Raw genomic sequence first — 26,076 nt, forward strand, 5'->3', positions numbered from 1 at the left:
AAGATTCTATACAGCAAAACCCCTGTCAGGATAACGGCAAAATCCAGAAACCTACTTGTCATACGAATCTTCCCCCATTTACATGAACCTGATTATCGTTCGTATCGACTAACCTGATCTTCCATTTTTTCATGCTGACTCTTCCTGTACTTTGTGATGAAAAAGATGAGATTGAGGACAATCAGGCCAATCGTAATTGACATACTTCCGGTAGTCATGCTTTTTCCTATCGAGATGTTGAAAAGCAGCATCCCGGATAGGAGCAGGACAAAAACGAGATTAAGCATCATGAGACTCTTCCCCCATAAAAATTCGTTCGAGCGAAGGGACTTCAACGTTCACGCCATAAATATCCACGCGTGCCTGAACAAGAGCACGAACGAGGGTTGCCACTTTTTGATCGTCATCAACCTGAATGGAAAGACGACCATCTTCCCAAATCGTATTGCGCCCGAGGGACTCGATAAATGTGCGCAGGTTTACAGAATCCTCTGTAATAAAAGCCGAGTGACGTACGTTCACAGATCGCCATGCCTGATGGGCAGCTTGCAGCTCATCGAGAGTGCCGAGTGAACTGATCTTTCCGCTTTTCATGATGGCGATGCGGGTACAGATTTTCTCAACTTCATTCAAATTGTGCGAGGTCATGAAGATCGTTTTTCCTTGTTGATGGAGCTTGCGTAGCAAATTTTGAATATGCAGGGCTGATTCGACGTCTACGCCAGAAGTAGGTTCATCAAGGAAGATGAGCTCCGGGTCACCGACTAAGGCTTGGGCAATGCCCAGCTTCTTTTTCATCCCGAAGGAAAACGTTTTGGCTTTGCGGGATGCATGCTCTTCAAGCTCAACGGCTGTCAGGATGCGCATACAGTCTTCCTTTGTGAGTGTGACGCCTTTTACTCGAGCGAAATAGTGCAGGTGCTCCGCGGGAGATAAATGGTCGTAGAAGGTGGAGTAATCTGGCAGTACGCCAATTCGTTTTTTCCATCCTTCTGTATGGACATCTTCTCCGAACATACGAATGGTACCCGCTGTCGGAATCAGGATCCCTGTCAGCATATTGATAAAGGTCGATTTTCCTGCGCCGTTTCGACCGAGGAATCCGAAAATCTCCCCACTGTGCACAGTAAGACTGACGTCATTCACGACCGTGCGATTGCCAAAGCGCTTGTTCAACTGTATGGTCTCGATCATTGCCATTAACAATCCCTCCGTCGGAATAAGTACATAGAAGCGATCAGGAAAGCTGCTGCATAGAGCCAAATGAAGCCGGTCCAAGCGCCGCCTTTTTCCATAAATGAAAAGGGTGTCAAATATTTAATCCATGGTGCTGCCGGGTGACTAGAGAAGGTGCTCCATAGTCCGAGACCTGGCAAAATCAGTGCAATCACGATTCCTAAAAACATCGTGTAGCTGGGGCGAGGTATCACTAGCGAGAGCAGCAGTGCCAGCGAGATGCAGTAAATAAGAAGAGATACGCATAGATAAAAGGTCTTCGCGTCAAACGTTTGCACGGTGGCGAAAACTACGCCAAACGTAATAATCATGCAGGTTAGCCAGAAGAACACCACTCCAAGAAATTTCCCCAAAATAATCTGATTGCGTGAAGTCCGGGTGACGAGAAAGCGAATCGTCCTGCCTGCTAGCTCACGATTTATGACATCATGAGACAGGCTGAATACAAACAAGGGCCCAAACAGCATGATGAGTGCAAAAATACCAAGCGCATGTCCCTGCGCCAGGTCCTTTTCTGGGAGAAGACTTGCTGCCTGATTGACGAGGTCAGAAACCAAGTACGAGATGCCGACGATAAAGGCAACGGTAATTAACGATTTGATACTTTTAAACAACCGAAAAAATTCGTGTTGGCAAATAGCCCACATAGGTGAATCCGCTCCTTTCTCCTTCATCATAATAGCCAGACCTTTCCCCTACTAAAACACTACCTTACCATTTCCTTATCTTTTTTATTGGCGCCGTTTCTCATGGTAGAATGTATGACAGCAAGGGAGGGAACGGATATGGAGAAAGAAGCAAGAATCTTGCTGGTAGATGATGAAGAAGCGATTTTGCAGATGCTCCAAACAGTGCTGAAAAAGGAAGGCTTTGTCCAGATTGATACATGCACGACAGCAGCAGAGGCGATTCGTCTCGTGGAAGAGAAGACATACGACTTGTTGATTCTGGATGTCATGCTGCCTGATAAAAATGGATTTGAGCTGTGCGGAGCAGTCCGCCAGCGAACGAAGGCACCGATCTTTTTTCTGACAGCAAAAGGTACCGATTTTGATAAATTAAGCGGATTTGCCTACGGAGCGGATGATTACATAACGAAGCCATTTCATCCATTAGAGGTCGTTGCCCGGATGAAGGCTCATCTGCGCAGAACCTTGGGGGGCTCTGCTCCATCGCAGGAAGAAAAGCGCTATGATTTTGGACGTTTTCAAGTAAAGGTGGAGGCAGCCGAGCTGTTCGTGAACGGAGAGCGAGTGGACTGCCCGGCGCAAGTATTTTCATTGCTCGTCTTTTTCTGCCAGAATCCGAACCGGGTATTTACGAAAGAACAAATTTACGATCATGTATGGAAAGACGAGTACGGGATGTTTGACGAAAATACAGTCATGGTGCATATTCACAAGCTGCGTCAACGCATAGAAGAAAACCCGGGACAGCCAAAGCTCTTGGTCACGGTGAGAGGGCTGGGCTACAAGCTGGTTAGTCCGGCAAGACAGCCATGAATTTGCGGAACAAGCTGATTTTTCAATATGTCCGGCAACTGTTCGGCTTTCTCCTCGTCTTGCTGCTATTTCTGATTTTCGCGATGCTGGGGTTAGGCTGGCGCATTATGAACGAGCAGTTGTCCAGCGATTTGTCCCGGCTGGATGCATCCGATTTGACATTGAAGATAGAGTATGAGGGGAAGCGAATCCGCGTCGATCCGGAAATTGAGAAGAGCGTGGCGAGACATCAAGGCTGGTTGCAGATTATCGATAAGCACGGAAAAATACTGTACAACTATCGGACACCTGCTGACGTTCCCAGTCAATTCAGGCCAGGAGAGTGGATTAGTTATGTAGAAGACCGTGATGCTTCTCGCTATCACGTCACGCACTGGGTTATAAACCAATCTGACGAAAACATGATCATCCTCTATGGAACACCCGCTCCGGAAAAAGAAATGATGCAGCGCCTGATCGCAAAAAAAACGGGAACGAGCAAGGAGACATGGGACGAGTTGAACAAAAGCTTTTCCCAAGAAAAGGCATGGTACTTGGTATACGATCGTACGGGGCAACTTATCCATCAATGGAATCACCCGAACGCTTCTGCCCAGTTAGACATGACGGAGGCTCTTCAGAACGGCGAGACCACCAAAAATGTGCCTGTCCGCATCACCAGTCGATATGACACGAAGAGCGACTTGACCTACGTAGTGGGCACACCGAATCCAACCTATCAGTCTGGTGTCCAAGAAACGTCTGAGGATGCCATGGTCAAGGAAACGTTCCTTCAGATTGGTATTCTTTTGATCCTGGTCGTTTTATTTGCAGGTAGCTGGTATGCGTGGCGGGTAGGCAAGCCGCTCTTGCATATGGTGAATTGGCTGGAAAGACTGGCCCAAGGCCGCTATGAGGAGCCGATCGGAAAAAAGGGGAAACCAATCGGAAGGAATTGGCGAGGGAAGGAAAAGAAGTCATTTCGTGTTTTCAAGGATGTATTTGACGCTCTCCGGCATCTGAGTGAAACCTTGCGCTCCAACGAAAAGCTTCAGCAAGAGATCGAGCAGACGCGAGAGGAATGGATTACAGGGCTATCCCATGATCTCAAGACACCGCTTAGCTCGATTTACGGTTATGCTACCTTTTTAGAGTCGGAACAGTATGAGTGGGATAGAAAAGAAGTCAGCGAATTTGGGAAAACGATTCGGGAAAAGTCAGACTACATGAACGGGCTGATTGAAGATTTGAATTTGACCTATCGACTCAAGAATCAAGCTTTGCCGATGGTCAAACAACCTGTCGCGATCGTAGAAACCATTCGCAGGATTGTGGTGGATATGGTAAACGATCCGAGCTCGTCTTTGCATGATATCGAATTTTCGGCGAATGTCCCATCGATAACGGCCGAGGTCGATCTAATCTGGTTTCGCCGCATCATCGTCAACATTTTGACAAACGCAATCAAGTATACCCCGGCAGGTACACACGTGCTTGTAGAGGTACAATCGATTGCAGCCGATCAGTTTGTGGTCAAAATCGCGGATAATGGTCCAGGTATGGATGAGACGACACTGGCCAATCTGTTTGAAAGATACTACCGAGGTGGGCATACAGGAGAGAATACCAGTGGGACGGGGCTGGGTATGGCGATAGCCAAGCAGCTCGTTTTGGCGCACGGGGGAGAGATTACGGTGGACAGTAAGCTGGGTAGCGGAACGGCTGTCGTGATGACCTTTCCTGCGGTTATCAGCTAGTTAGTTTTCATAAAAAAGCCAAGGGATTTGCGCTGTCCCTTGGCTTTTTCTACTATGGGCTCGAAATGAACGTTTGTATGACTTTGCCATCCGCTTGACGCTCTTCATAGTGATTGGCTGTGTAATCGCAGATGCTCGCCCTCCAAAAGCCGATGGCAGGCATGTTGTTTTCCAATTGAAAGACTTCCCAGGCACCCGGGAACATTTTGAAGATTTGATGGGAGACCGCTTTTCCGATCCCTAGCCGACGGTAGCGTTTCATGATAAAAAATTCAGCAATGGAGTGGATCGATGGCAAATTTGCATCAGGGCTTGTGAGCATGCGGACGAGGACAAAACCAGCGAGCTTACCATTAACCTTGATGAAAAAGGGATGGCGCTCTGGTTCAACCCAATACTTCTCAAAGTAGTCGTAGCCAAACAAGCCGTCGTCATCTACTTCGAAAGGCTCAAACTCAGTGAAGTCGTACGTATACAGCTCCAACAGTTGCTTGAGAGCGTGTTTCTGTTCAAAAGGAACTCGTTCTATCGAGAATGATTGATTCACTGAGAAAATCTCCTTTTTCTTGAGATATAGGAGTATCGTACTTTATTTTGAATTCTGGCATTATTGAAAGAGAAGGTGTTTGATGCATGCAAGAAAAAACAATAAATTATGGTTCAGAATGGTGGCGGAGATAAACAAGATTTGTTTATTAGTTTCAACGGAAATCAAACATCGATTTTTGTAAAAAATACGTAATCTTACCCATGCTGAGATGTTAACTTTAAAAAACAATAATTCAGATAGAAAAAAGAAAGTCTTCGAAAATATTACCATATATTATTAACATACAAAAAATACCCTATAGACAGACGTTCCCAAACGCCCACTCTATAGGGTACACTTTTTTCCCTTTAATGAATCGCGTTCTTCTTAAATTGCCCACCGCGCACATCGTGAATATTGCCGACAGCCAGGAAGGCACTCGGGTCCACTTCTTCCACGATCAGCTTCAGCTTGGCTTCTTCCAAACGCGTAATGATGCAGAAAATCACTTTCTTGTCGTCTCCGGTATAGCCGCCCTCACCATTCAAATAGGTAACGCCACGGCCCAGACGAGCAACAATCGCATCTCCCAAATCCTTGTGATTGTCGCTAATAATCCATACGGCTTTGGACTCCTGGAAGCCTTCGATGGTCAGATCGATCATTTTGAATGCAATGTAATAGGCGATCAGCGAGTACATCGCGCGATCCCAACCGAATACAAATCCGGCACTGCTCAAAATGAATAAGTTCATGAACATTACGATCTCACCAACGGAGAATGGAGATTTCTTGTTAAGCAGTACAGCGACGATCTCTGTACCGTCCAGAGAGCCTCCATAACGGAGAACGAGTCCTACCCCAATCCCGAGAAGTATGCCGCCAAAAACAGCCGCAAGCAAGGGATCATCCGTTAGCCCTTTTACTTCGTGTAGGAATGTCGTTCCAACTGACATGATCGTAACCCCGAAGAGGGTTGATAGTGCAAACGTTTTTCCGATTTGCTTGTACCCTATGATCAAGAAGGGCAGGTTAAGCACAAACAGGAAAACGCCAAGAGGGATTCCAGACAGATGCGAGGTAATAATCGAGATACCTACGATTCCACCGTCGATAATATTGTTCGGTACGAGAAAAATCTCGAGCGCTACCGAAAACAGGGAAGCACCAATCAGGATACCGAAGACCCTCTTGAGCAATTTTCCAATGGGTAATTTCTGATGAGCCGATTTAGCAAGTGGTTGTTCCATCGTTCCTCTCCCCATTGTGAAATTTTTTACTTACTCAACTATTATAGCATTCATTCTTATGCGATTACTGCATAATTACACTTTTTAGTAAAAAATAATCCATTCAGACTTGTTCAGACTCATTTATACGCTTGAAATCTCGTTCGGGCGTGAATGTTGAGGATACGAGTGTTCTGTATTGACTGGTTATACAGAAATTGCTATTTTCAAACTGTTAGGAAAACAGTTAGGGGGATGTTCCATGGGTTTCTTGAAAGCGGAGATAGAAGTATCATCATCTATAGAGCTGGTTTGGTGGGCATGGACACGAAAGGAACGGCTAGTTCAGTGGTTTGCGCCTGATGCAACGATTGAGCCGTACCTGGGCGGAGCCTATGAATTGTACTTCAACCCAGCCAATCGCGACCAGATGGGGACGAAAGGTTGCATCATTACCCATTTTGAACCGAAGGAGCGCCTGGGCTTCACATGGAAGGGACCGGATGAATTCGCAGATACCATGAATCACGAGGATGCTTTGACATATGTGCTTGTCACCTTGTCTGAAACAGCGGGGAAAACGCAAGTATTGGTCGAGCATTTCGGTTGGAAAGAGGGAGAGGAGTGGGAAAAGGCTCGGGGCTGGCACGAAATGGCTTGGTCTCATGTGTTGGGTAGCCTGAAGTCTGCACTTGAATCGGGCAAAAGGGATCTGTGCTGCTCTCCACAGGCTGCTGCCCATCAAGGGTAGATGTTGAGGATTCATCCGTCACGGCAAACAGCATCCATACTATTGTTTGTTTTGGCGAGATTGGCGGAAATCGGTGGTGGAGACTGAAAATGAAAAGCTTCGAGGAATTGTACTGCGAAAAGGATTCAGCAATGGATGAAATAAAAAAATGGCAGTCAGCATCAGAGCGGAAAATTACTCTTCTTCCAGCTGAACTGGAGAAAGGGAAAAAACAGCTTGTTGATTTACAAGTGACGACGAGGTCAACGCTAGGTGCTGTTGCTTTTGAAACAGGCGGGATTCTGATTCACCAAGGCTGGCTAAGGATTCTAGGGTCTGGCCATCCTCATTTGCCGCGTTCCATCACTTCTTGGAACCAGCAATGTGCCTTGAACGGGATGCTGCTGGTAGCAGACGATGTCATAGGGGGATTCTTTGCGATCAATGGTGGAATGTTTCCGGATTCGGTAGGCGGTATATGGTATTTCGCTCCGGACAGTCTTGCGTGGGAGGATCTTGAAATTGGCTTTACCGACTTTTTGCACTGGGCAATGACCGGGGATATCCATACGTTTTATAAGACATTTTTCTGGACGGATTGGGACAAGGACGTTTCCGAGCTGAAAGGCGATGGAATGTTCGCAATATATCCTTTTTTGTGGTCAAAAGAAGCTCGTGAATTAACGATGGATGGGTGCTCCAAAAAGCCGGTACCTGCATTGGAAATTTGGGAGATGAGCAAGAACGGTGTGTAAAGGAAAGAGCGGCCCACGAAGGACCGCTCTTTTACTTTTATTGTTTGGTTGCTGCAACTTCAGCTTGAGCGTTGTGTGTATCCAGATACTCATCTGGTCCGATAATTCCAGCAGCACGATCTTGTTTTTCCAGTTCAAGGGCTTTCGGTACGGAGAGCCAGTAAGCAAAAGCAATCCCGATAATACCTGCACCCAATTTGCCGAGCATGACCGGCAAGATAATGTTTGGTTGGAAGTTTGCCGAGAAGGACAAGTGGTCACCTAGCAAGAAAGCGGAACAAACCCCGAAGGAAATGTTGATAACCTTGTCTTTAGGCGGCATGGAACGAATGAGACGAAACATCGCCAGGATGTTTGCGCTCGTTGCGAGCAAGCCTGCACTACCAGAAGGGCTCATGCCAAGCTTATTACCCAATACTTCCAGTGGCTTCGCTGCATATTTACGCAGCATGTAAACCATTGGGAACGCACCTGCGAGCATGATACCGATGTAACCAGCGGTCTCCAACGCACGGTATTGGTCAGTTGGATCGGCGATGATCGGATCAAAGCCCCATGCTCCGAAAATCTTTGTGAAGATGCCAGTAAAGTGTTGCACGATCGAGAAAACGAGTACGAGCTTGATAGCTGCATCCATTGTTTTTCCGAAAATCATAAAGCCTTTAATCATCAAGTCTGGCAGGAAGCGCAGACCAGCAGCAATCGCTAATACGAAGAACAAAATTGGTGAAAGGTTCAACAGTACCTGTCCGAAGCCAATGGCAAAAGCATAAGTCGATTCAGCGTTCGTCGAAATTTCATTGCGAACCTCTGCATTTGTCAAAACGAGAATGGCACTGGAGATAAAAGCACCGATCGGAACTGTCAAAATACCGGACATTACGCCAAGCGCCATGTATTTATGATCGCGCTTGTCCAACATAGCAAGTCCCATAGGGATGGAGAACACGATCGTAGCACCAGCCATTAGACCGACGATCATCGCCATAATCCAACCTTCTGTGGAGGTCTTCAGGAGGTTTGCCAACTGATAGCCACCCATGTCAGATGCGAGAATCGCAGTTGCCGCAATCGCAGGATCTGCTCCAATTTTGTTAAAGATGGGTGATACCGCTTTTTCTACGAACCAAGAGATGTACGGGAGGGACGCCATAATACCGGCGGCAGGAACGAAGATGTAACCTGTTGAGTGAATCCCTTCCATGAACTCCTTACCGAGACCCTCATCGCTGTTGCGGATCGCGGCAATGGCACCAATTACTGCACATAACATGATGATGTAAATAATGACGCTTCCAATGTGCTCCATGGATATCCCACCTTTTTGCGGATGTAAACAATAAAAGCACTTAGGATCTCATTAAATAAATGAGTGATACCCTAAGCGCCTTTGCTTACTTTTATGAACTTGTTTACAGGTAATGGTAATAACAGTCAACTGGAACCGCTTTCATAGCTCGCTAAAAATAAACGGAAAATACATGTCGCGTTTATTCCCTTGTGTACATTCTGAATATTTTATGCTAGAAAGCGCCGTTGCTTTACTCTGCATTATAAAGAGATTATATGGGGAGGCATGGCTAATGTCAACTGCCCTTTAGGAACAAAGAACGAATTATGTGAGGAAAAAGGTATGGAAAAAAAAGCCACCCTTGTTATTCGCAAGGGCAGCTTTATGTGTAATTTACAGTTTTGTTACGTTCTCAGCTTGTGGACCACGGTTGCCTTCAACTACGTTGAATTCTACGCGTTGGCCTTCTTCGAGGGTTTTGAAACCGTCGCCTTGGATTGCGCTGAAGTGAACGAATACATCGTTTCCGCCTTCAACTGCGATGAAGCCATAACCTTTTTCTGCGTTGAACCATTTAACTGTACCTGTTTGCATGGGTGTTACCTCCAACAAAATAAAATGAATATGTAACTTTTATTTATATAAAATAAAATTCACACATTGTAAAAGGTTCGAACATAAGTGTAAACCCTTTACAATATGTGAACGCTTTAAATAAGAATCTTTTGTTTAAACTAATACTATCACAGACGACAGAGGAAAGCAATCGCTCAATACACAAAAGGACGGCCCGAATAGGAAATTTTGAGCCGTCCATTACAGACATGGAACAAAAATTACTTAGGAAAAGAACTTCACTCTCTCATCCAACGGCTGGAATTGTTTTTCGCCTGGTTGAGCGGTTGGTTTGCCAAAAGGCATTTGTGCTCTCAGCTTCCATTCGCTAGGGATCTTCCACGTTTGTTGGACTGCTTCATCGATGAGTGGATTGTAATGCTGCAAGGAAGCACCGAAGCCCTCGGTTTCCAACGCAGTCCACACAACATACTGAAGCATTCCGGAAGATTGCTCGGACCAAATCGGGAAATTATCTTTGTACGCTTCGAATTGCTGCATGAGGTTTTGGACGACGCTTTGGTCTTCAAAGAAAAGAACAGTGCCGTAGCCGCTACCGAAGGAATTCATTTTTTCTTCCGTGGCTCCGAAATTTTCAGCGGGAACGATTTTACGCAGCGTTTCCTTGGTAATGTTCCACAGCTTATCGTGCTCCGCACCCAAGAGGACAACAACGCGAGCGCTTTGGGAGTTGAATGCCGATGGGGTGTACTTTACTGCTTCCTGCACGATCTCTTTAATACGTTCATCAGATACAACGTTTTCCTTGCTGATTCCATAGTACGTTCTTCTATCTTTTACGGCTGCAATAAAATCCTTACCCACTTTGCATTCCTCCTGCAACTTGTTTTTACACTAACATGATGCATTGAAAGGGAGAAGCTTATTCAATGCTTTGTTTCTTACATTTCGTAATTAAATATAAAATTGCGCGCAACTGTTGTCAACATTTGGGTTTGCTGATAGCGATAAGTAAACTTTTTTTCGGTTAAAATGGGATGATAAATGCTCGAATTAGTTAAGGAGGATATTATGATTACAAAAATGGCAACGGTAGCTGTTTACGTAGAAGATCAGCAACGTGCAAAAGTGTTCTGGACAGAGAAGGTTGGATTTGAGGTCAAGCAAGAGCACCCGATGGGACCAAACAGCAGTTGGCTGGAGGTAGGACCAGCAGGTGCCCAGACTGCTTTGGTGCTCTATCCGAAAAGTATGATGAGCAACTGGCAGGAACAAAAGGCCTCGATCGTTTTTGAATGTACAGAAGTTGAAAAGACGTACGAAACGATGCGGGCGAACGGCGTTGTTTTTCAAGGAGAACTGAACAAGATGCAATGGGGGACCTATGCGACTTTTCAGGATGAAGACGGCAACAGCTTTTTGCTAAAAGGATAAGAGTAGTGACGACCTCTGGCCAAATACGGCTGGAGGTTTTTAATAAGACGAATCAAACAATCGCGCGAACAAGGTAATACATATGCGTAGTGGGCAGACCGTTAGAAGTCGCATAATGGTCAAAAATCGGCAGAACACTGTCCATGTGTTGTTCGATGGCGGACGTGAGAATAGTGGGACTTTGCCCGAAGCAACGCATACGAATGACATCAAGTGGGGTCTGAAAATACTCGGTGGCAATCACCGTCTGAATATCCACTCGCTGGAAAGTAGCTTGTCTGAGTCTCTCCTGTAGATTTTTCAGGATCGGAGTGTCTGCTGGACGTGAACCAAATAAATGAGGAAACCATTCGAATAATTCGGCGGACAACTGATCGCCCGGATGTAATCCGATGAACGAGCCTCCTCTTTTGACGACACGTGCTATATCTGGATAGGCGGAGGTAGGTCCCTTGCGATTGTAGGCGCAATCGAACGTATCGTCATGGAAGGGGAGGGTATATTTCGTATTGGTAACAACGAAGGAGACGTTTTCGGGTGTTTGCATACGGGCCTTTTGCACAAAGTCTTCTGTCACATCCAAGCCGACGATTTCTTTGGCAGAACGGCTCCAGTGCAGTGTGAATGCACCGTGCCCGCAGCCGATGTCGAGAACGGATTGATTCGGAACCAGACGACTAATTTCTTCCATAAAAAGCGACTCGCCATTCGGTTCCGTAATGGTAGAGCGCCATGGGTATACGTATTCACCAGTCATTTTGCTCAACTGCGTGTACCAGGCCAAAGAGTGGGGGGAGAGCCAGTCAGGATGGGTGTTCGGATTCGGTGGATGAAGCATGATCGGTCACCTCTCATCTAGTGAAAATGCACAACAGGATTCATTGTAAGTATTTTCCTGTCTTTTGACAAACTCTTTAAACGGCTTTACACGAACGAAAAGTAGCGATAACGTGGAAGGTGGAAAGCGGTTGAAAGGAGACAGGGCAAATGATTTTGTCACAACAATATAGAAGCATTCTGGTCGTGACCTCCGTTGACGCAGAACGGGATGCAGTGATGCGCGGCATTCAAGGAGATGAGCGATTCACTGTCATCGCTGGGGGAGTAGGGCCCGCAGCAGCCGCAGCGAGTACAGCTAGAGAGCTTGCTTGCGCGGATTACGATCTGGTCATTTGTGCAGGAATATGCGGTGGATTCGTAGGGCAAGCAGAGATTGGGTCACTGGTTGTCGCGACAGAGATTATTTGTGCAGATTTGGGGGCAGAAACCCCTGAGGGCTTTTGCAGTGTGGACGAGCTCGGATTTGGATCAGCGAAAGTAAGTGTTGACCAGGAGTTGGTGGAACAGCTGACCAATTCGATGAAAGCGGCAGGCTTGGTTGCCAAAAAAGGCATTGTCCTTACACTATCCACCGTGACGGGAACAGCGGAAACAGCGGCGGCTTTGGCGCAGCGGATGCCAGACGCGCTAGCTGAAGCGATGGAGGGGTATGGCGTTGCAACTGCTGCCCAGGCTACCAGACGACCTGTTCTGGAAATTCGCACGGTATCGAATGCAATTGGACCGCGGGATAAATCTGCTTGGCGGATAAAAGATGCGTTGGAATCTCTGGAAAAGGGAAGCTCTGTACTACGGGAGGTACTATCATGAAAATTGCATTTTCACCATGTCCGAATGACACTTTTGTTTTTCATGCCTGGGCACATGATTTGATTCCGGGAGCGCCAAAGCTCGATATTATGTACGCAGATATCGATATTACGAATACACTTGCTGCACAGGGAGAAGGCCCTGAAGTAATGAAAATCTCCTATGCGGCATTGCCATGGGTGATGGACAATTACTCGTTGCTCCCTTGCGGCGGTGCACTGGGCAGAGGATGCGGGCCACTCGTTTTGACCCAAGGAAATTCTGGCGAGAGTGCGAACGATCCAGCACGCCTGTCCAACAAACGTGTAGCGGTTCCAAGTGAGCGCTCCACAGCATATTTACTGTTCCGGCTCTGGGCTGCACAAAATGTCCATGGTGGTGTAGGGGAAATCGTCGTCATGCCGTTTCATGAGATTATGCCTTCTGTACGTGACGGCAAGATCGATGCAGGACTCGTGATCCACGAGGCGCGTTTTACGTATCAAAACTACGGGCTGTCGCTTATGACTGACTTGGGCAACTGGTGGGAATCTGATACCAGTTTGCCAATTCCGCTAGGTGCCATCATCGCGAAAAAATCAATGGATATCGAGGCTCTGACGAATTGGACGCGCTCCTCTGTGGAATATGCATGGGCGAATCCGACCGCATCACAAGAATATGTTATGTCCCATGCCCAAGAGCTATCGCTGGAGGTAGCGCAAGCGCATATTAACTTGTACGTGAATGAGTTTACGAGAAATTTGGGAAATGATGGTTATGCAGCTGTAGAGGCGTTGCTCGGTCGTGCAGCCGAGGAAGGGCTTGTCCCAGCATTTGATTTGTCGACATTACGGCGCTAGCTAATTCAATAATGCGAGGGGGCAGCTTTCAGGGTTGCCCCCTTTTCCTGTTCGAGTGAAGCTTATCCAGCGTAGATCAATCCACATGCCAGGCGTTTTCCGCTATTTCCTGCCGGCTGTGAATGGAAATCATCTGGACTTTGATGGATGATCACGCTTCTGCCGACCACATCGGCTGCACTGATTTTGTTTGTGAAAAAAGTCATTCGTGCATAGCCGTCATTGGAAAACAGCACGGGGAAGTCGCCGACGTGGTTGCCATGTGGTTGTTGTGTAGGGTTCCAATGACTGCCTGCTGCCGTAAAGGGATCATTCGGATTTCCTACCGTGCAGACGCCATGCTCATGCAAATGAAAACCAAATGGCCCGATTTGCGGCTGATTGCCAGTGGCCGGCTGGAAAGCGGGGAGGCCACTGACTTCCACGAACACGTCGGTGCCGTAGGGGACATCGGTAAACACAATGTAGCCGTGCAGATCCGGTGCCAGCGGACCACCCTGAATTTCAGCAAAAGATTGTCCTGTTCTCCGTCCATGTTGTGAGGACACGGCTTGCAAGTCATATTCATATGGGTATTCATAAGGCTGATATCCGTGCATGTTATACACCACCTTACTTCATGAACCAGTTTGACATATCTTATGTAAGTGGTGGGCGTATGGTTACTGGGCTGGGTAGGAAAACCAAGCGATTTCATAACGATGCGAGAGATGCAGTCCAGCCTTTTCAGCCGTTTTTTGCGAGGCAATATTTGAATCCATACAGTCCCACCACACAGTGGCTGCTTCCTGATGAAGCCGATTTTTCAATTGATAAGCCAGTGTACTAGACAAGCCTTTTTGACGATAAGGCTCTAGTGTTTCTACGCCGATGGCATGAGTCGACTGATAGACCGCTGTGGACATACAAATGCTCGCCACTTCGTGATCAGTCGTAAGGGCAGCATATCCGTAGCCCTTTTCCAAAAATTCATCGATGGAGTACCAATACTCATGGAGGTAGTCGGTCACAAAATCGAGGTTGCGAGGAATTACGGTATCGCGCCCGCGTAAAAGGCTTTCCCCCAGTTCAATAGAATAGTAGGGGGCAGGAATAACAAGAGAAGGTTCTTCTCCCTGATCACGAGAAGACAGATAGACGAATTGGGTACTCGTCTCCCAGCTGCTACTGTCCATAATAGGCGTGAGAAGTGAGTCCCACTCTTTTGATTCCCGTGAGAATTCAAAATAGCTAAGGTCCTTTTGCAATAAAATAGGGCCAATTTGTGTTTGAAAAAAAGTAGTGAAAGCAGCGGGGTGAATGCTTTTGCTCGGTACTCCGAGGAAAGCGAAGCCACTTAGACCGGTTGACCATACGAGTGCACAGGTAGGCTTGTCGGGATGATCTACCCAAAGCAACCCGGGATGATTGCCTGCGACCACACCTGCAAACATCACATCGCTTTTATCATGGAGAAGCTGCCCTGCCAACTGTTGGTTTCCTTTTACGAGGTACAAGTGAATCCACTTCCTTTTAAAAAGTTCTATATGATCATAAGTAAGTATTTACCAAGCGAAGAGGAAGTTCCTTTTCCTGCGTGAACATTGACGCTGATAATTATTTTCATCTACAATCAGGTGGAATTCCCCAGCATGGGAAAAAGGGTGGGCAAAACGTGAAAAGAGTGCTGCTGATAGAAGATGAGATCAATATGGCCCGATTTATTGAACTGGAGCTTAGCTACGAATCGTTTGCGATTACAGTCGCGCATGATGGACATAAAGGACTCAAGCTCGCTTTACAGGAAGAATGGGATGTCATATTATTGGACGTCATGCTTCCGGGGCTTGATGGTATTGCGGTTTGTCAAAAAATACGCAGCGTGAAAAAAACGCCGATTATTATGCTGACAGCCAGAGACAGTATTACGGACCGCGTCTTTGGCTTGGACAGTGGGGCCGATGATTATATTCCGAAGCCCTTCGCGATCGAGGAGCTATTGGCACGCATTCGCGTTGTGTTTCGCCGTCAGGAAGAACAGGAGAATGTCCCCCGAACCATGCTCGCGCACAGAGGGCTGGTGGTCCAAATAGAGGGACGTATCGTAACCAAAAATAATCAACCTGTTGAGTTGACCAAAAGAGAGTATGATTTGCTCGTGACGTTCATGAAAAACATCAATCGAGTCCTGCCTCGTGACGTGCTGCTCGATACCGTGTGGGGATTCGAGGCGGCTGTCGAGACCAATGTTGTCGATGTGTACGTTCGATATTTGCGCAATAAAATCGATTCCCCCAATGAGGACAGCTATATCTCGACTGTACGCGGGATTGGCTATGTGATGCGAAAATGAGAGGACCATCGAGATTTTTACAGCTCCCGATCAAATGGAAGCTGACACTCTGGTCGTCGCTTCTGCTTTTTGTTGTATTCATTGGCTATAATAGCTTTCAATATTTTTTTGTAGAGAAGTGGATGTTTAATCAGGAACAGCAGGTTGTGCAACAGACAATGAGAGAATTCCTCAACTACGCGCTGGAAAAAGAGCAATCTTTTGAGGGCGAGGACCTCACAGAGCTGCGCAGCTTCTTGGAGAAAATTAATCAACGAAACCAGATGATTCGCATTTTGGACGAAGAGGGTAAACCGATTGTTGTCGTATCGGAAAATTTTCAAGATATCACACTGCCATCGCTTCCACCTGTTCAGTCGATTCGGACCCAGACCCAAGAAGTGCGTGGTGACCTGTTGATCATGAGCAGTCCGCTTACGATCTTTCAATTTAACGGGATAGTGATGATTCTAAAGAATATGAAAGAGTTTGAGCAGCTGAGTGGTGCGCTCTTTCAGGTCATGGCAATCGGGTGTTTGACCGCTGTTATCATAAGCGGTCTGGGTGGAAGATTGCTCGCGAGGCAGTTACTTAGGCCCCTGCAATCGATGAATGAAACGATGAGCAACGTCCGGCAAAAAGGATTCCATGAACGTGTGCAGTTTCACGATAATCAGGATGAGATTGCGACCCTGATGAAAATGTTCAATAAAATGATGGATCAGGTGGAGCGTTCCTTTTTGCAGCAGAGACAATTCGTCGAAGATGCCTCACATGAGCTGCGGACGCCGATCGCGATTATCGAAGGGCATCTGGGAATGCTCCGGCGCTGGGGCAAAAATGATCCGGCTGTTTTGGAGGAATCCTTGCAGACATCGATTCAAGAGCTCGCCAGACTAAAAGGACTGGTGCAGGAGCTGCTCGCTTTGACGAGAGCGGAGCATGTGGAGGTAGAAGAGGATGTTGCGCTAAATGATCCGGATCGAGCCGTCTGTCACATGGTCAAGAAATTTGCTATGATTCAGCCGACATTTACAATTGAGCAAGAGCTTGGTCCTTTGGGCGGAGAAACCTTAGCCATATCGGAAGAACACCTGGAGCAAGTGCTACTGATCCTATTGGATAATGCGGTTAAGTATTCCGGGGAGAGCAGGAGAATCTGCGTGAGGGCCAAGGTGCAAGAAAAGGTTGCCTGTATGGAAATCATTGATGAAGGAATCGGCATACCCGAGCGGGACTTGCCGTATGTCTTGGACCGATTGTATCGGGTAGACAAAGCAAGAAATAGCGGGGAGAGCGGGTATGGACTCGGGCTTGCCATCGCCAAACGATTGCTGGCACGTTACAACGGAAGTATAACGATTCAGAGTGTGGAGCAGAAAGGCACGACTGTGACTGTTTTTGTGCCGCTTCGTCAGTGAATTTGAACCGATCCACATCTCGCTAAAAATAATTGGGGATGTTTTTTTATTTTCACAGCATTTTCTCATTTTTGTTCGTTACAATAAGCCTTGTCAATTGGCAATGATATTCATTATCAATAATCAGTGCGATAGAGAGGGAGAATCAAAATGAGAAAAAAATCGATGCTGGCGGTCATGCTGAGTACGATGCTGACGCTGCCAATACTTGCTGCATGCGGAAACGGTGCGAGTACTGCCCAGCCGCAAACAGAAGCGCCAAAGGCACAAGAACCGGCTGCTACAGAGCAAGTCGTCAACGTATTTACTGCTCGCCATTACGATATTGATAGCAAACTGTTCGCAGAATTCACGAAGCAAACAGGCATCAAGGTAAACGAAGTGAAGGGTACAGCAGAAGAGCTGGTTGAGCGTTTGAAGCGTGAAGGAGAGAGCTCCGAAGCGGATTTGTTCATCACGGTTGACGGTGGAGTTCTGAACTACGCGAAGCAAAATGGCGTTCTGCAGCCGATTCAATCTGCTGAAGTAGAGAAAAACGTACCGAAAGAGCTGCGCGATCCTGACAATCAATGGATCGGTATGGCTACCCGTGCGCGTGTAATCGTCTATGCAAAGGATCGCGTGAAGCCAGAGCAGCTGTCTACGTATGAAGATTTGGCTACAGATAAATGGAAAGGCAAAGTATTGGTGCGCTCTTCTTCCAATCTGTACAACCAGTCACTCGTTGCTTCTTTTATAGAGCTGAATGGCGAGCAGGCTGCTTTGGATTGGGCAAAGGGTCTGGTAAACAACTTCGCGCGCAAGCCTGAAGGTGGAGACCGTGATCAGGCAAAAGATGTCGTTGCCAAAGTCGGTGACGTTGCGATCATGAACACCTATTATGTTGGACAAATGCTGAATTCTAAAGATACAGAGGAAGTAAAAGTCGCGCAAAACATCGGCGTTTTCTTCCCGAACCAAGAAACGACAGGCACACACTTGAACATCAGTGGTATTGGTTTGACCAAGCACGCGAAAAACAAGGACAATGCCGTGAAATTGATTGAGTTTGTCACAGGGAAAGAGGCTCAAACGATGCTGACAAACGGAAGCTACGAGTTCCCTGTCAATGCAGAGGCTGACAAGCCTGCTCTTTTGAAAGAGTGGGGAGAATTCAAAACGCAAAAGCTCGACTTTGCTAAGCTCGGCGAGTATAACAAAAAAGCGGTAGAACTGCTAAATCAAGCAGGTTGGAAATAAGCATGACGGGAGCACTTTTGCGTAGAAGCCTGAGACGAAAACTGAACGGGTGGGTAACGCTGAGCGTGATAGGGGCCTTTTTGGCCCTTCTCCCGTCTCTTTATATTTTTTTCGGACTCTTTCAAAAACAGAATGAAAACTGGCAGCATATTCAAGAGTACATGCTGCTGGATTACGCGCTGCAATCGTTATGGCTCGTGCTTGGTACCGGAGCCTGTACGATCATCGTAGGTGTGACGCTGGCCTGGCTGGTCGCTGCTTACGATTTTCCATTGCGTCGCTTTTTTTCATTTGCTTTTGTACTACCGCTGGCGATTCCTCCGTATATCGCAGCATACACGTACGGCTCCATGCTCAGCTACACGGGGAGCATTCAGACGACTTTGCGTGAAACATTCGGGTTGACGCTCGATCAACGCTACTTTGACATCATGTCGATGAAGGGCGCTATTTTTATATTTACGCTGTTTTTGTTCCCATACGTCTATTTGATTACGAAAACCTTTCTTGAAAAACAGAGTGCGGTGTTCATTGAAAATGCCAGATTGCTCGGAAAAAACCAAGCGCATATCTTTTTTCGCATCGTCCTGCCTATGTCACAGGCAGCTATTGTGGGTGGCGCGAGTCTGGTGGCATTTGAAGTGCTCAATGATTTTGGAGTGACGAAGCATTTTGGGATTCAGTCTTTTACAGCGGCGATTTTCAAGACGTGGTTTGGCATGTATGACGTAGAATCGGCCATCCGTTTGTCCGCTTGGCTTATGACCTTGATTATTGGGATCTTTATCGTCGAACGACTCGTGCGTAAGCGGAAAAAATACAGCTCGCCTACGAACAGGAGCACGCCGCTCACACGCAGAAAATTGCGCGGAATCTCGATGTTCGCTGCCGTCATCTTCGGATTGGTTATTGTTACATTTTCATTTGTGATCCCTGTTGGGCAGTTGATTGTCTGGGCAACGTGGACGTATGGGGAAGTGTTGAATGAGACCTTTTGGAAGCTCTTGAGCAATACACTGTTCATCTCCTGTATCTCAATCACCATCTTGATGCTGCTCGCCGTAACTGTAGCGAATGTCATCCGATTCTCCCGAGGCTCGATATTCGCTGTGGCACTGACGCGCTTGATTTCCATGGGCTATTCCATTCCGGGCGCAGTCTTGTCCATCGGGGTGATGGCGGTGGTGATGTCCGTAGATAAAGAACTGGGTTCCTTCTATAGCTGGCTGGGCTTAGGCGCCAACAAGCTGGTACTCAGCATGTCCTTGTTCATGCTGACGTTTGCCTACATCATCCGCTTCCTTGCTGTCGGATTTAATGCAGTCGAAGCGGGGTTTGAGAAGACGGGAAACCGTTATTCAGAAGCGGCACGTATGCTCGGGATGAGCATGACACGAACCTTTTTCAAGGTGGATTTGCCATTAATCAAAGGGGCTGTGTTCACTGGTTTTATCTTGGTGTTCATGGAAATCGTGAAGGAATTGCCGCTTACCTTGCTCCTTCGTCCCTATAACTTCGAGACGCTGGCGACCAAAGCTTATCAATATGCGAGCGATGAACAAATTCATCAGGCCGCGATTCCTTCGCTCTGTATCATTGCAGTGGGGATCGTCTCCGTTATTTTCTATCACTGGTTAGGAGAGAGACAGGCAAAATGACTTTTTTTGAAGTGAAAAACCTGACGTTTGGCTATGCAAGCGGGAACGGAAGCGTTATCCGGGATTTTTCCTTGCAGATGGAGCAGGGGGAAGTAGTCGGGCTGCTCGGGAATAGTGGTTGCGGAAAAAGTACATTGCTTCGCTTAATAGCCGGACTGGAGTCCCCGAAGAGCGGACGCATCCAGATCGATGGAAAGGTGTTGGTCGATCAGGGGCAGTTTGTGGAGCCAGAGCAACGCGGGATCGGCATGATTTTTCAGGATTATGCACTGTTTCCGCATTTGACTGTTGAGCAAAACATCTTGTTCGGTCTGCATCGATTGTCCAAAGCAGAGCGTATAGTTCGATTGAAAGAGATGCTGGTACTCGTGCAGCTCGAAGGCTATGGCAAGCGATATCCACATGAGCTGAGCGGGGGACAGCAGCAGCGTGTCGCGTTTGCGCGTGCACTGGCACCTAGACCGGCTATCTTGTTGATGGATGAGCCGTTCAGTAATCTGGATGCCGAGCTGAAAACGAAAATACGCGATGACTTGAAGCAAATGCTGCGAGCTGCCAAGATGACTTCGATCCTTGTCACGCATGACAAAGCAGATGCGGAAACGATTTGTGATCGCATCATTCGCATGACTCGCTAAGGGAAATGTGCAGTTTTCAACCTCCAAAGTGCATAGTCGTACCGAACGTTGTTGTATAATGTTCATACGACGAATTTTGCAGTGTGCGGTCTGCTGTCTTTTGGTCAGCACCGTTCATATAGAGGAGGATGGAACATGAAAATTGAAATTTGGTCTGATTTTGCCTGCCCGTTTTGCTATATCGGAAAGCGCCGTCTGGAAGGAGCGCTGTCTCAATTTCCGCATAAGGATCAAGTAGAGGTCGTATATCGCAGCTTCCAGCTCGACCCGCAGATGGAACGCGATACCGATATGGACATGCATGAAGTACTGGCAGCCAAGTATAGCATTCCGCTCGAACAGGCGAAGGGGATGAATGACCAAGTTACCCAAATGGCAAAAGGCGTCGGTCTCGACTATCATTTTGACACGATGATTCCGACCAATACATTCGATGCACATCGCTTGACGCACTTTGCCCATGCACAAGGAAAAATGAAGGAAATGAAGGAGCGACTGCTGAAGGCGTACTTTAACGAGTCGCTCCATCTCGGAGACCACGAGGTGCTGGCACAGCTTGCTTCTGAGGTAGGCTTGGACAAGGAAGCGACGCTCGCCATGCTGGCAGGAGACGAATACAGAGAGCAAGTACAGGAGGACAAACAAAGAGGAAACGACTTGGGTGTCACGGGTGTACCGTTCTTTGTCATTAATAACAAATATGCAGTCTCTGGCGCGCAGCCAGGTGAAGTCTTTTTGGGCGCATTGAACCAGGTGTGGGAAGAAGAAAGCGCAACTCCTGCTCTGAAATTCGTACAGAACGACGAGAAAAAAGACGAGCAATCCGGCGACAATTGCGCAGATGGCTCCTGCAAAATATAAGCAACACGAAAACCTAAGAGAAAAGCCGATCCTCCTGAAATGAAGGGGAATCGGCTTTTCTCATGAAAAGTTGCTTTGAGAAGTAATAGAAGTTATTGAGTTTCGATCGCTTGAAATCACTGAATAACGAGATTATTTCCTAATACTGTGAACTGTTTACCAATAGAAGAAGCATATTGGGATGAAGCAGCGCTAACGCTTCCAATTTGCTTGCCAGAGCTGTAATCATGACTTCCTTGGAGAGTAATATTCTCGAGACCATAAAAGAAAAGTGTCAATGTGAGCATTGCCGTATTCTGCGCTTCAGTTCCCTGATGCACGGTGCGCTTCGTACTCGCGTAATTGGCTACATGGTTATTTCCATCAAACACTTTACCACCTTCATATTGCCACACACCAGCAGAGTCATCCACATTCGTCAGACTGAGTCGATTTAATGTCAGGTTCATGGTAGTTACCTCCCGTAGTCGCCTTGTGCCTTGCTTCTACTGGTCATCATATGCCCTGGGTGCCCAAAGTTGTCGGTATAACATGCCTATTTCCATATGAATCATGATTTGTTATTAAATGGATAATTATAATCCCCTTTCAGGTCTCACTATCTGCTCCGTTTCTTTGGTGGGTCCTAACAACTCGTTACAGTCTAATTTCGTTGGGAAAATTTTCTTTCCCCCTGAAACAAAAAGGGAACTCATTCGAATAATGGACAGAGCGAAAAATAGCTGGGGCCCTAGCATCACTATCCAAAAAGAGTGAGGAATGAACGAACCGTGAATAAATGGACGAAAACCGTATTGGCAATCATGACAGCGAGTCTGGCTGTTACCGCACCGATCAGTTCTATGGCGGCAAAAGAATCGAACGTAACGGTTCTGGGGGAGAGCAAAGGTGATGGCGCAATCGATGAGAAGCTGATTAAGAAAATCAAAAAGTCTGTTGAGAGACTCGTTCAAATTGTGCCTTATCTAAAGAACTATCCAATCACCGAATTGGAGATGAACGCAGAGACATCCCGGATTGAAGTGAAAAAGTATCAAACGAAGGAAAAGAAAGCTCCCTTTGTGAGCTTGCATGTCGATCAAAACACAGGTGAAGTCAAATTTTTCAGCCACATCACGGGCAAAGGAGGTTTCGCTTCCACCTACCCTCTGGAAGATGCGAAGAAAAAGGCAACGGAGTTCATGAAGCAATGGTATGGCGAGGGAATGGCGGACTATCAGCTGGACGAGGAAGCCTCCAATCGGAATTCTTCCATTTTGTTTCGCAAAACGGTAAATGGAATTCCGTTCCGCAATGACACACTGAATTTCGCCATCAATAGCGAAGGGCAAATTCAGCATCTGGCAAGAGGCGACGGGTATGCAGAGCCGGTGGAAATAGAACAGGACATCAGCAAAATTCAATTCGCTGCTCCCAATAAGGTTCATCCAAAAGAAAAGGTTGAAGCGATGTTTGCATCTGCTATGAAGCCTTACTACGGACAAAGTGCAGATGGGCAAAGCTACAGGTTCTTGTACACTCCTTCTCACGAGGGAATCAATGCGAGCCGCGGAGCTGAGCTGTCCGCCAAACAAAACGACAAAATCATCCAGTTCCAACCAAAAGCAAAGCAGACGATCATCAAGTCAAAAGAGGAGGCAGCAGCTTTCTTGGCAGCTCAGACAGGATACACTCCCACAAAAGGGCGTGGAACTTTTCAGGAAGAAAGCAATCCGAAAACCGGAATCACCAACTATTTGTGGATGACGGAGGATGAGGTCATCGCCAATATCTTCTTCGAAACCAAGACAGGAAAGGTAACGAATTATCAAGTATTGGATACAAAGCGGAAAAGTGAGGCAGACAAAAAGCTGAGCGAAGAGCAGGCGATAAAAGCAGCCGTGGAAGCCATGTCCGAGTTCCTTCCTCTCACCGATAAAGAAATGGTCGTCACTGCTAATCGATATGAGCCCGATCAAAATTTGTTCAAATTTGATTTCACCATGCTTCATCAGGGGTATCCGGTAGATGGTATGCTTCGACAGGCGCACGTAGATGCAGCCACCGGAAAAGCGACTTTACTAGATTGGAGAGTCTCTCAAACGATCAAGCTACCGGATATCAAGAACGCCATGACACAAGAAGAAGCAGCTAAGAAGTTTCTTAAGAAATATCCAATAAAGCTGTATTACTCCTTGGATGAGGAAAATAAAAACATCGCCGAGCTCGTTTATATTTCTCCACTCGTTTCTAACGAAGAAATCGATGCGCTAACCGGGGAGTTCTATACCTATGGAGAAGAGGAAGAATCCGAGTAAGAAAGGGGGAAGCCAGTTGTCTGGGGAGTTAACGGAACGAATCGGGGTTATTTACGAGGCTCACTATGATGACATCTACTACTTCTTGCTCTACTTTACTGGCAGACAAGAAGATGCAGAAGACATGGTGCAGGAAGTATTTTCACGACTATTAAAAATACTGCCGAAGTATGATGGTCGAGTCGCAATGAAGACATGGCTTTTTTCAATCGCCAAGCATGTCGCGATTGATCATTACCGAAAGCAAAAGTGGCAGCGTTTGTTCTCAGACAACTGGTTGGCCCTCATGAAGTCTACGGAGGGTCTTCCAGAAGAGGAGTTTGCCACAAAAGAAGAGATGCATAGTATTCAACGGGCTTTGCAAAAGCTAAAGCCCGATCAGCGTATTATTGTGATTTTACGATACATAAAGGAGTACAGCGTCAAGGAAACAGCCGAGATTTTGGGGATTCCGGAGACAAAAGTGAGAGTGGACTGTCACAGGGGACTAAAGGCGTTGCAGAAAATACTCGGCAACGCTTGCGAGGAGAGGATTGCCAATGAGTTTGCCAGATGAAAACCACGTGATCGAATTACTGAAGCAAGTCAGGCAGGAGAGCATCCCACCTCGTCAAGTGTGGAAGCAGATGGGCAAGGAAAGGCTCATTCGTGAGGCATATCGTAAGCAGCAGTCAGCGAGGATCAAGCGTGTTGTCGCCGGAGCAGGTTCCTTTGTAGCAGCCGTATTCATGAGTGTTTGGCTGAGCTATGATTCACCGCTGAAGCCATCTGTTGATAGGCAAACAACGATCTCACCTCCAACTGCCATATCAGCTACGCCGCCGCTTGCTACGCCTTCTCTGCCAGTTGAAAGCATGGCCAAGCCACAGCAGGAGCAGGAAGCTACTCAAAAAGTAGACAACAAAATCGTTCAGAACCAAACGGTTACACGTGATGCTCCACAGTCGCAATCCGTAGCCAAGGAGTCTGCAACGAATTCAACAGATAGGAGCCAACCCACACCAACACGTGAGAAATCACCATTGGAACATCAGGCAGAGGCTTATTTGCAAAAGAAGCTGGGAGCACAGAGCAAACAGTTTGAAGTAGATTATATTCACTCGAATTTGGCAACAGGAGAAGTAGCTTTTCGCAAAATCATCAATGGCATTCCTCTTCAGGAGAATAGCGCGACGGTCCGTATCTCCCCAAAAACAGGGGAAATGACCTTGCTTCTATACCCTGATTTCGAAGATAGTGGGGGAGCATCCCAACCTGCCAAGCGGGACGGGACCATCGACAAGAAGAAGGCCGCCCAACAGCTGGGGAGTACGCTTCGCCTCGTTTATGCAGGAAAGAAACAACCAGGGCTTCAATATGTAGTAGCATCAGATGTTTATGTGAACGCGAAAACAGGCACGCTGATCAGCCAAGCGAGAGCAGAGAAAAAGTCCGTTGCTGTTTCGGGACAAGGAAAACCACTCATGCTGAAAACTTCTAATGAGGTGGCAGAGCTGCTTGAGCGCAAGTTGGGCATAAAGGTGGAACAAAAAGCATTCATCGGTGTAAATCCGCGTGGTATTTCATACTCTTGGAACGATGGGCAGGGCAACGGCGTTTCCGTTGAGACGACAGATGACGGTGCATTCCTCGGGTTTTCACGGATGGCTGCAAATGAACGTAAGAACCAACGTGAAATGACCTACGAACAGGCACAAACACTGGCGATAGCCCACCTGGAGAAGTTCCTCCCCACCGATGTTCGTGAGCTGTCATTGGAAGCGTCGCAAGAGTCACCTAGCACCATTCAATTTACCTTTGCACCGAAGGTCAACGGGATTCCCGTCATGGAGCATCCTTATAAAGTGTCGGTCGAGCTGGATAGCGGGCTTGTTACCGAGCTTACGGGCAACTTTTCGGATTTATCATGGATACAGATTGATCAGACAGTAAAAACGCTCTCCAAGGAAGAGGCACTTGATCAATTTGTGCAACATGCTCCACTGGAACTCGTGTACTTGCCAGCAGAAAAAGGGGCGGAGCCAGTGCTTGCTTACCAAATTCGCTGGGATTCAGAACAGCCATGGGCAATAGAAGCCACGACAGGTAAGGTTATCAAATAAAGAGCAAGCAACGAACCTCCATGAAAAGACGCTTCATGG

At 47.1% G+C, this 26,076-nt stretch carries 28 protein-coding genes; 16 read left to right on the forward strand and 12 right to left on the reverse strand.

The annotated features are described in order from the left end of the window. Positions 1-92 precede the first annotated feature (92 nt). The 3 genes from ODZ53_RS21435 to ODZ53_RS21445 are packed head-to-tail and all read right to left on the reverse strand — an operon-like array spanning position 93 to position 1,883. A complete protein-coding gene (locus ODZ53_RS21435; RefSeq protein ID WP_064202308.1) occupies positions 93-290 on the reverse strand; it encodes a hypothetical protein in 198 nt (65 codons plus the stop codon). After that, complete coding sequence (locus tag ODZ53_RS21440; protein WP_372679886.1) at positions 280-1,200, reverse strand: ABC transporter ATP-binding protein; 921 nt, start codon at positions 1,198-1,200, stop codon at positions 280-282. The genes ODZ53_RS21435 and ODZ53_RS21440 overlap by 11 nt, the downstream gene beginning before the upstream one ends. Then, positions 1,200-1,883: an ABC transporter permease gene (locus ODZ53_RS21445; RefSeq protein WP_372679888.1), complete on the reverse strand. Its 684-nt coding sequence runs from the start codon at positions 1,881-1,883 to the stop codon at positions 1,200-1,202. The genes ODZ53_RS21440 and ODZ53_RS21445 overlap by 1 nt, the downstream gene beginning before the upstream one ends. Positions 1,884-2,021: 138 nt before the next feature. Here ODZ53_RS21445 and ODZ53_RS21450 point away from each other — a divergent pair, with 138 nt between their 5' ends. Further along, complete coding sequence (locus tag ODZ53_RS21450; RefSeq protein ID WP_372679890.1) at positions 2,022-2,738, forward strand: response regulator transcription factor; 717 nt, start codon at positions 2,022-2,024, stop codon at positions 2,736-2,738. Further along, a complete protein-coding gene (locus ODZ53_RS21455; RefSeq protein WP_372679892.1) occupies positions 2,735-4,474 on the forward strand; it encodes a sensor histidine kinase in 1,740 nt (579 codons plus the stop codon). The genes ODZ53_RS21450 and ODZ53_RS21455 overlap by 4 nt, the downstream gene beginning before the upstream one ends. 52 nt (positions 4,475-4,526) lie before the next feature. Here ODZ53_RS21455 and ODZ53_RS21460 read toward each other — a convergent pair whose 3' ends face one another. Beyond that, positions 4,527-5,021: a GNAT family N-acetyltransferase gene (locus tag ODZ53_RS21460; RefSeq protein WP_372679894.1), complete on the reverse strand. Its 495-nt coding sequence runs from the start codon at positions 5,019-5,021 to the stop codon at positions 4,527-4,529. 350 nt (positions 5,022-5,371) lie between these two features. Then, positions 5,372-6,253 carry a YitT family protein gene (locus ODZ53_RS21465; protein WP_372679896.1) on the reverse strand — a complete coding sequence of 294 codons (882 nt, stop codon included), beginning with the start codon at positions 6,251-6,253 and terminating at the stop codon, positions 5,372-5,374. A gap of 241 nt (positions 6,254-6,494) precedes the next feature. Between ODZ53_RS21465 and ODZ53_RS21470 the strand changes: the two genes are divergently transcribed. Together ODZ53_RS21470 and ODZ53_RS21475 are read left to right on the forward strand one after the other, a co-directional pair. After that, positions 6,495-6,983, forward strand: a complete 489-nt coding sequence (locus ODZ53_RS21470) for an SRPBCC family protein (RefSeq protein WP_372679898.1) — start codon at positions 6,495-6,497, stop codon at positions 6,981-6,983. Positions 6,984-7,072: 89 nt separating this feature from the next. Continuing rightward, positions 7,073-7,717, forward strand: coding sequence for a DUF2625 domain-containing protein (locus tag ODZ53_RS21475; RefSeq protein WP_372679900.1), 645 nt, complete (start codon positions 7,073-7,075; stop codon positions 7,715-7,717). A 37-nt stretch (positions 7,718-7,754) separates the two neighbouring features. Here the strand turns inward: ODZ53_RS21475 and eutH are convergent, their stop codons facing one another. The 3 genes from eutH to ODZ53_RS21490 all read right to left on the reverse strand — a co-directional run bounded on the left by eutH (position 7,755) and on the right by ODZ53_RS21490 (position 10,448). Continuing rightward, on the reverse strand, positions 7,755-9,026 hold the full coding sequence (gene eutH / locus ODZ53_RS21480; protein ID WP_012684681.1) for an ethanolamine utilization protein EutH: 1,272 nt from the start codon (positions 9,024-9,026) through the stop codon (positions 7,755-7,757). 375 nt (positions 9,027-9,401) lie between these two features. Continuing rightward, the gene (locus ODZ53_RS21485; RefSeq protein WP_007725380.1) at positions 9,402-9,602 is read right to left on the reverse strand and encodes a cold-shock protein; all 201 of its coding nucleotides are present in this window, start codon (positions 9,600-9,602) and stop codon (positions 9,402-9,404) included. Between the two features lie 246 nt (positions 9,603-9,848). After that, entirely contained in the window at positions 9,849-10,448 is a 600-nt protein-coding gene (locus tag ODZ53_RS21490) for a nitroreductase family protein (RefSeq protein WP_016738944.1), read from the reverse strand. A 207-nt stretch (positions 10,449-10,655) separates the two neighbouring features. On the opposite strand from ODZ53_RS21490, the gene ODZ53_RS21495 reads away from it, so the two are divergent. Continuing rightward, complete coding sequence (locus ODZ53_RS21495) at positions 10,656-11,018, forward strand: VOC family protein (RefSeq protein WP_012684683.1); 363 nt, start codon at positions 10,656-10,658, stop codon at positions 11,016-11,018. A gap of 52 nt (positions 11,019-11,070) precedes the next feature. Here ODZ53_RS21495 and ODZ53_RS21500 read toward each other — a convergent pair whose 3' ends face one another. Next, a complete protein-coding gene (locus ODZ53_RS21500; protein ID WP_372679903.1) occupies positions 11,071-11,856 on the reverse strand; it encodes a class I SAM-dependent methyltransferase in 786 nt (261 codons plus the stop codon). 149 nt (positions 11,857-12,005) lie between these two features. On the opposite strand from ODZ53_RS21500, the gene ODZ53_RS21505 reads away from it, so the two are divergent. Then, entirely contained in the window at positions 12,006-12,668 is a 663-nt protein-coding gene (locus ODZ53_RS21505) for a futalosine hydrolase (protein WP_372679905.1), read from the forward strand. Then, positions 12,665-13,510, forward strand: coding sequence for a 1,4-dihydroxy-6-naphtoate synthase (locus ODZ53_RS21510; protein ID WP_372679907.1), 846 nt, complete (start codon positions 12,665-12,667; stop codon positions 13,508-13,510). Before ODZ53_RS21505 ends, ODZ53_RS21510 begins: the two co-directional genes overlap by 4 nt. 62 nt (positions 13,511-13,572) lie before the next feature. Here ODZ53_RS21510 and ODZ53_RS21515 read toward each other — a convergent pair whose 3' ends face one another. Continuing rightward, positions 13,573-14,109 (reverse strand): superoxide dismutase family protein, encoded by a 537-nt coding sequence (locus ODZ53_RS21515; protein ID WP_372679909.1) that lies wholly within the window; start codon positions 14,107-14,109, stop codon positions 13,573-13,575. Positions 14,110-14,172: 63 nt separating this feature from the next. Then, complete coding sequence (locus ODZ53_RS21520; protein WP_372679911.1) at positions 14,173-15,006, reverse strand: GNAT family N-acetyltransferase; 834 nt, start codon at positions 15,004-15,006, stop codon at positions 14,173-14,175. 158 nt (positions 15,007-15,164) lie between these two features. Between ODZ53_RS21520 and ODZ53_RS21525 the strand changes: the two genes are divergently transcribed. The 6 genes from ODZ53_RS21525 to ODZ53_RS21550 all read left to right on the forward strand — a co-directional run bounded on the left by ODZ53_RS21525 (position 15,165) and on the right by ODZ53_RS21550 (position 21,638). Then, entirely contained in the window at positions 15,165-15,842 is a 678-nt protein-coding gene (locus tag ODZ53_RS21525) for a response regulator transcription factor (protein WP_087342463.1), read from the forward strand. Next, positions 15,839-17,242, forward strand: coding sequence for a sensor histidine kinase (locus tag ODZ53_RS21530; RefSeq protein ID WP_372679913.1), 1,404 nt, complete (start codon positions 15,839-15,841; stop codon positions 17,240-17,242). Before ODZ53_RS21525 ends, ODZ53_RS21530 begins: the two co-directional genes overlap by 4 nt. A gap of 150 nt (positions 17,243-17,392) precedes the next feature. Beyond that, a complete protein-coding gene (locus ODZ53_RS21535) occupies positions 17,393-18,481 on the forward strand; it encodes a Fe(3+) ABC transporter substrate-binding protein (RefSeq protein WP_372679915.1) in 1,089 nt (362 codons plus the stop codon). A gap of 2 nt (positions 18,482-18,483) precedes the next feature. Further along, complete coding sequence (locus ODZ53_RS21540) at positions 18,484-20,139, forward strand: ABC transporter permease (RefSeq protein ID WP_372679917.1); 1,656 nt, start codon at positions 18,484-18,486, stop codon at positions 20,137-20,139. Beyond that, on the forward strand, positions 20,136-20,777 hold the full coding sequence (locus ODZ53_RS21545) for an ABC transporter ATP-binding protein (protein WP_142498280.1): 642 nt from the start codon (positions 20,136-20,138) through the stop codon (positions 20,775-20,777). Before ODZ53_RS21540 ends, ODZ53_RS21545 begins: the two co-directional genes overlap by 4 nt. A gap of 135 nt (positions 20,778-20,912) precedes the next feature. Then, positions 20,913-21,638, forward strand: a complete 726-nt coding sequence (locus ODZ53_RS21550; protein ID WP_142498281.1) for a DsbA family oxidoreductase — start codon at positions 20,913-20,915, stop codon at positions 21,636-21,638. Between the two features lie 116 nt (positions 21,639-21,754). On the opposite strand, the gene ODZ53_RS21555 is transcribed toward ODZ53_RS21550, so the two are convergent. Continuing rightward, entirely contained in the window at positions 21,755-22,087 is a 333-nt protein-coding gene (locus tag ODZ53_RS21555) for a hypothetical protein (RefSeq protein WP_199927494.1), read from the reverse strand. 321 nt (positions 22,088-22,408) lie between these two features. Here ODZ53_RS21555 and ODZ53_RS21560 point away from each other — a divergent pair, with 321 nt between their 5' ends. From ODZ53_RS21560 to ODZ53_RS21570, 3 genes are read left to right on the forward strand one after another with little or no spacing between them, the layout of a single operon-like run. Continuing rightward, positions 22,409-23,935 (forward strand): YcdB/YcdC domain-containing protein, encoded by a 1,527-nt coding sequence (locus ODZ53_RS21560; RefSeq protein WP_372679920.1) that lies wholly within the window; start codon positions 22,409-22,411, stop codon positions 23,933-23,935. Next, positions 23,910-24,491, forward strand: a complete 582-nt coding sequence (locus ODZ53_RS21565) for an RNA polymerase sigma factor (protein ID WP_372679922.1) — start codon at positions 23,910-23,912, stop codon at positions 24,489-24,491. Before ODZ53_RS21560 ends, ODZ53_RS21565 begins: the two co-directional genes overlap by 26 nt. Further along, positions 24,475-26,037: a YcdB/YcdC domain-containing protein gene (locus ODZ53_RS21570; protein ID WP_372679924.1), complete on the forward strand. Its 1,563-nt coding sequence runs from the start codon at positions 24,475-24,477 to the stop codon at positions 26,035-26,037. Before ODZ53_RS21565 ends, ODZ53_RS21570 begins: the two co-directional genes overlap by 17 nt. The last annotated feature ends 39 nt before the right edge of the window (positions 26,038-26,076 follow it).

The organism is Brevibacillus sp. BD137, assembly GCF_041644655.1.
Classification (GTDB): domain Bacteria; phylum Bacillota; class Bacilli; order Brevibacillales; family Brevibacillaceae; genus Brevibacillus; species Brevibacillus brevis_D.

Bases quoted from the DNA above. Each gene is read 5' to 3' on its own strand.
- ODZ53_RS21435 (WP_064202308.1), bottom strand. From the start codon at position 290: ATGATGCTTAATCTCGTTTTTGTCCTGCTCCTATCCGGGATGCTGCTT.
- ODZ53_RS21440 (WP_372679886.1), bottom strand. From the start codon at position 1,200: ATGGCAATGATCGAGACCATACAGTTGAACAAGCGCTTTGGCAATCGC.
- ODZ53_RS21445 (WP_372679888.1), bottom strand. From the start codon at position 1,883: ATGTGGGCTATTTGCCAACACGAATTTTTTCGGTTGTTTAAAAGTATC.
- ODZ53_RS21450 (WP_372679890.1), top strand. From the start codon at position 2,022: ATGGAGAAAGAAGCAAGAATCTTGCTGGTAGATGATGAAGAAGCGATT.
- ODZ53_RS21455 (WP_372679892.1), top strand. From the start codon at position 2,735: ATGAATTTGCGGAACAAGCTGATTTTTCAATATGTCCGGCAACTGTTC.
- ODZ53_RS21465 (WP_372679896.1), bottom strand. From the start codon at position 6,253: ATGGAACAACCACTTGCTAAATCGGCTCATCAGAAATTACCCATTGGA.
- ODZ53_RS21470 (WP_372679898.1), top strand. From the start codon at position 6,495: ATGGGTTTCTTGAAAGCGGAGATAGAAGTATCATCATCTATAGAGCTG.
- ODZ53_RS21475 (WP_372679900.1), top strand. From the start codon at position 7,073: ATGAAAAGCTTCGAGGAATTGTACTGCGAAAAGGATTCAGCAATGGAT.
- eutH (WP_012684681.1), bottom strand. From the start codon at position 9,026: ATGGAGCACATTGGAAGCGTCATTATTTACATCATCATGTTATGTGCA.
- ODZ53_RS21485 (WP_007725380.1), bottom strand. From the start codon at position 9,602: ATGCAAACAGGTACAGTTAAATGGTTCAACGCAGAAAAAGGTTATGGC.
- ODZ53_RS21495 (WP_012684683.1), top strand. From the start codon at position 10,656: ATGATTACAAAAATGGCAACGGTAGCTGTTTACGTAGAAGATCAGCAA.
- ODZ53_RS21500 (WP_372679903.1), bottom strand. From the start codon at position 11,856: ATGCTTCATCCACCGAATCCGAACACCCATCCTGACTGGCTCTCCCCC.
- ODZ53_RS21505 (WP_372679905.1), top strand. From the start codon at position 12,006: ATGATTTTGTCACAACAATATAGAAGCATTCTGGTCGTGACCTCCGTT.
- ODZ53_RS21510 (WP_372679907.1), top strand. From the start codon at position 12,665: ATGAAAATTGCATTTTCACCATGTCCGAATGACACTTTTGTTTTTCAT.
- ODZ53_RS21515 (WP_372679909.1), bottom strand. From the start codon at position 14,109: ATGCACGGATATCAGCCTTATGAATACCCATATGAATATGACTTGCAA.
- ODZ53_RS21530 (WP_372679913.1), top strand. From the start codon at position 15,839: ATGAGAGGACCATCGAGATTTTTACAGCTCCCGATCAAATGGAAGCTG.
- ODZ53_RS21535 (WP_372679915.1), top strand. From the start codon at position 17,393: ATGAGAAAAAAATCGATGCTGGCGGTCATGCTGAGTACGATGCTGACG.
- ODZ53_RS21540 (WP_372679917.1), top strand. From the start codon at position 18,484: ATGACGGGAGCACTTTTGCGTAGAAGCCTGAGACGAAAACTGAACGGG.
- ODZ53_RS21545 (WP_142498280.1), top strand. From the start codon at position 20,136: ATGACTTTTTTTGAAGTGAAAAACCTGACGTTTGGCTATGCAAGCGGG.
- ODZ53_RS21550 (WP_142498281.1), top strand. From the start codon at position 20,913: ATGAAAATTGAAATTTGGTCTGATTTTGCCTGCCCGTTTTGCTATATC.
- ODZ53_RS21555 (WP_199927494.1), bottom strand. From the start codon at position 22,087: ATGAACCTGACATTAAATCGACTCAGTCTGACGAATGTGGATGACTCT.
- ODZ53_RS21565 (WP_372679922.1), top strand. From the start codon at position 23,910: ATGGAGAAGAGGAAGAATCCGAGTAAGAAAGGGGGAAGCCAGTTGTCT.
- ODZ53_RS21570 (WP_372679924.1), top strand. From the start codon at position 24,475: ATGAGTTTGCCAGATGAAAACCACGTGATCGAATTACTGAAGCAAGTC.